The sequence below is a fragment of the Pseudoalteromonas sp. NBT06-2 genome, from assembly GCF_002276045.1.
Taxonomy (GTDB): domain Bacteria; phylum Pseudomonadota; class Gammaproteobacteria; order Enterobacterales; family Alteromonadaceae; genus Pseudoalteromonas.
The window spans coordinates 1-4,087 of the sequence record NZ_NQMR01000111.1 but is presented as its reverse complement, the minus strand read 5'-3'; the positions used below and the strand labels follow the sequence as shown (position 1 = coordinate 4,087).

The 4,087-nt window shown below is 32.5% G+C and carries 2 protein-coding genes and 1 pseudogene; 1 reads left to right on the top strand and 2 read right to left on the bottom strand.

Features of this window, described 5'->3' with window-relative positions; genetic code table 11:
• Nucleotides 1-248: 248 nt before the first annotated feature.
• Both CJF42_RS18470 and CJF42_RS18465 read right to left on the bottom strand, forming a co-directional pair.
• The gene (locus CJF42_RS18470; RefSeq protein WP_252097662.1) at nucleotides 249-911 is read right to left on the bottom strand and encodes a TorF family putative porin; all 663 of its coding nucleotides are present in this window, start codon (nucleotides 909-911) and stop codon (nucleotides 249-251) included.
• 76 nt (nucleotides 912-987) lie between these two features.
• On the bottom strand, nucleotides 988-3,312 hold the full coding sequence (locus CJF42_RS18465; RefSeq protein WP_095368092.1) for a methyl-accepting chemotaxis protein: 2,325 nt from the start codon (nucleotides 3,310-3,312) through the stop codon (nucleotides 988-990).
• A 479-nt stretch (nucleotides 3,313-3,791) separates the two neighbouring features.
• Here CJF42_RS18465 and CJF42_RS18460 point away from each other — a divergent pair.
• Nucleotides 3,792-4,087, top strand: a pseudogene (locus CJF42_RS18460) (hypothetical protein); the annotation flags it as partial.

Here is a 4,087-nt window from a genome sequence, read left to right as displayed (position 1 = left end):
ATATTGAGCGAGAATTGCTGTACTCATAACGAGGGATTTGCAATTGGGTTATTCATCAGGTTAGATGTAACTGTTTAGTTGTGCACTACGATAATACTAAACACTAACGTCTTTAACTTTAGCTCGTTGTATCTTCACTAGCGCTTACTATTAATCTGAGTACAGATGAGAATTTTTTTAAGTTTCTAATAGTGGATAATGTAGACTGCGAAAAGTGCAGTCTACATTATCTTGTAATGGATTTATTGCTAAAAATTTATATCTATACTGTAAGATGCATAGACTTTCACATCATCATCCTCTAAGTCAGTTTTACTGATACCTAAAGTGAAACCCGATTTATTTAAACTTGCACCATAATCAATAAAGCTTTCTCCAGCATAAAAATCATCAGTACCTTTGCCAACATGTAATGCCAATGTAACTTCAGGCATTAGCTCAAAGCTTACATCAGCAGAAATATAAGAATCATCTGCAAAATCAGCTCCTTCTGCATCAGCTAACACAGCATAACTGAGTGAAAAAGCTCCGTAGGATAAACTCGCGTTAATTTCACTGAAATCAACATCATTTTTACTATCAGGATAAGCATAATAGATAAAACCAACGTCAAACCCTAAGTCTTTGATTTCACCAGAAAAACCAGCGTAAAAATCGAGCTCATAGGTCATTTCATCATCCCAGCTCGCATTAGAAACCCAAGTACCAGCATAAAAGCCTGATTGGGCCGCATAATCAATTCCACCTGATAATGCTGCGTCGCCATTTGTTTGTTGAAGACCACGCCATAAATAGTTATTTGTTATGCCGATATTACCAGATAAACTATCAGCTGCTAGACTAGTTGGACTAAATAAAAAAGCATTTAAGCCAACAACTGTTATCAATATTACTGAATTTTCATTGCGCATTTTTATTTCCTTTAGTTCAAGTTTACTCATGTAAGCTATTATAATTCAAGTTATTTTCCGATTATGTTAAGTATAGTTATGTTATAAATTCTTGCATTTTTTCTTCTAAAGTTTTGACTAATTCATCCAGTTTTTTTACATCTTCTTTACTTAAGGTGGCTTTTTCAGATATGTTATGGGAGTTATCAGCTATTTCAGTCACATTTTTGTTAATGTCATTAATAACCGAACTTTGTTGCTCTGAGGCAGTTGCAATCTGAATATTCATGTCACTAAGTTGCTCAACTAACGCAAGAATATCGGTAATAATGTGACTATTCTTTTCACATGACTGTATACTATGAACGGCCATTTCACTGGATGAACTTACCATTGTTACAGTCGCTTGAGTTTCTTTTTGTAAAGAGTTTATTTTCTCTCGAATATCTTCTGTGGATTGCTGTGTTCTACTTGCTAGAGTTCTTACTTCATCAGCAACGACAGCAAAGCCACGTCCTTGCTCTCCAGCACGGGCAGCCTCAATTGCTGCATTTAGCGCCAGCAAATTTGTTTGTTCAGCTATTGATTGAATAACATCTAAAACAGAGCTGATAGATTGACTTTCAATAGCAAGTTTTTCTATTGATTGAGAGGCTGAACTCATGCGCTGATTTAACACATCCATATCATTCTTTAAATCTTCGGCTGAGTGTGTACTGTCATTGCATTTTACAGCTGTATCTTTTACAGTCTTTGCTGCATCAGCGGCATTACGAGCAACTTCTTGGATAGTTGCTAATAATTGGTTCGTTGCAACGGCCATACAGCCAGCAACATCAGACTGATTCACTGTTTGGTTGGTTGTTTCATCCATATTAGTTAATATCGTTTTAGTTGAGTCTAAGAGGGTTTCAGATAACTTTTCAACACAGTGAAGTATTGTTTGCACCTCACCAATTAAATGATTAAAAGAATTTGCAAGGCTAAGTAATTCATCGTTGCCTTTATATTCGACTCTATTGTTTAAATCCTTATTACTGACGATATTATTAACTTGACTAATAATCTGTTTAATTGGATTTGATATCCCTCTGCCAACCATAAAACCGGACATAAGAGTTATTGGAATTAATACTATTGTAATGATAATGATAATGAACCAAATGCTTGATACCATATCTTCTCGATCTTGCATTGCTTCATCAACATCTATTTCACTTAATATTGCCCATTGAACACCTTCAATATTTATTGGTGCATATGCTGAAAGCACATCTACTTTACGATAATCTTTAATGCTCTTTATGCCTGTTTTTCCAGCTATTGCTGCATTAGCACTTTCGGTCATTATTTTATGTAAACCTATGCCTGAATTACTTGCTATAATTTTGTCTAATGTTGCTTTATTTATGCTGGAAGCTTTGAGTGATGCAACATAATTTTTTTTATCTTCTATTAAAAATCGACTCTGACTTCTAAGTAAAAGATCATCGCCAACCAAATAAGTTTCTCCAGACTCACCTAAACTAGCTTTTCTCCATTGCTGATTATAAGTCATCAACTTATTTATTTCTGCGATTGGCATTTGGAAAATCAATATGCCAATTTTTTTTCCCGAATCAGAGAATATAGGAGAAGAAATAAAAGCGGCTGCTGCGTCGTAGGAAGGAAAATATGGTTTAAAATCAATTAAAAAGCTGGTGTTCTTTTGTGTACTATTGTTTGCTATATTAAAAGCTTCAGCTATGCCTGTATTTTTATAAGGGCCAGTAAGTAAAGACGTTGCAAAGTCAAGCTCTTTAAAAACTGAATAGATAATATAACCCGTGTCAGGCTCTACCAAAAAAATGTCGTAATAGCCAAAAGCATTTAAATATTGATTTAAATGTGGATGATATTTTTCATGGAGCTTACTGTAGCCTGTATTATCATTAGCTGTTATTAATGCATTTTTGTTACCTAGAGGGTTACTATTACCACTGATATAAGCGTGTTGTAAAGATTTTGAATTTTGATTGAGTTGATTCAGTTTATTAACAGAACTTATACTTGCTGAAGAAGATGGATTTTGCGTACGATATTCATTATCGAATTGTTGTGTGTAATATAGTTCTAAATCGTTATTGCTTCGCATAGATGTTTGAGTATTATAGGAAAAGAACTTTTCGGGTAATTGCTCCATCAGGTCAATTATCATGCGATCATTTGAATAAGTGATTATTTGTTGTTTTATAGTACGAAAATAATTTTCTATTTGAGTTTTTTGTACTTCCCTAATCGATACTAACTGACTGAAAGCTCTTTTTTCTATTACTTGTGCTGAAATAGTTGATGCTTGCCAACCAACTAAAGATCCTGTTATTAATATAGCTACTGCGGATAAAATAACAGATGATAGTATTATTTTATTAGAAATTTTCATAAACACCCCATTAAACATAAATTATAAAGACAAATTTTTCTTTATATAGAATATTTAGTACCTACTTCAGAACGAGTAATTAGTTAGCAAATTAATTATAGGATGATTATTTTAATTTTTACAAATGCTTAAAAAAATAATTTTTTATTATTATCGTTAATTTTAATAGTGAAATGAAAGTGTCCTTGCTTTTTATCTGAAACTTTGATGTTCTACTGATGTTGTTCTCCATTATCACTGCATACTTATGTTTTTTATCGTGTGATATGGCTAAAAGAATCTGGAAAATTTTAAATCCTAAACTAAACTAAACTAAATTAAGTAATGACCTGTTCTCGCTCCAAAATGCGTTAATTTAAAGTTTATTTTCAGTCTTATATATCTAATATCGGCATAAATTTACATAACACCATGTAAACAATATTGAAGTTAAAGGTTAACTAAGACATAGGTATTCAAAAATTATAGGATAGAACATTATGCAAGATGGCACCTTGATAGAGATAGCTGAAAATATCAATTTATTATGGGTTTTGATTGCTACTGCATTAGTACTTTTAATGCAGGTTGGCTTTTGTTTTTTGGAAGTTGGTTCTGTACGTTCTAAAAATAGTATTAATGTTGCCGTTAAAAACATATCAGACTTTTGTGTCGCTAATGTTGTTTTTTTATTATTTGGATTTGCTTTAATGTTCAGTAATAACGGCTCTGTAATTAATACTGATTATCTTTTCCTTCATGGAGTTAACTCTGCAAATCTCTTTGGTTTTTTTGT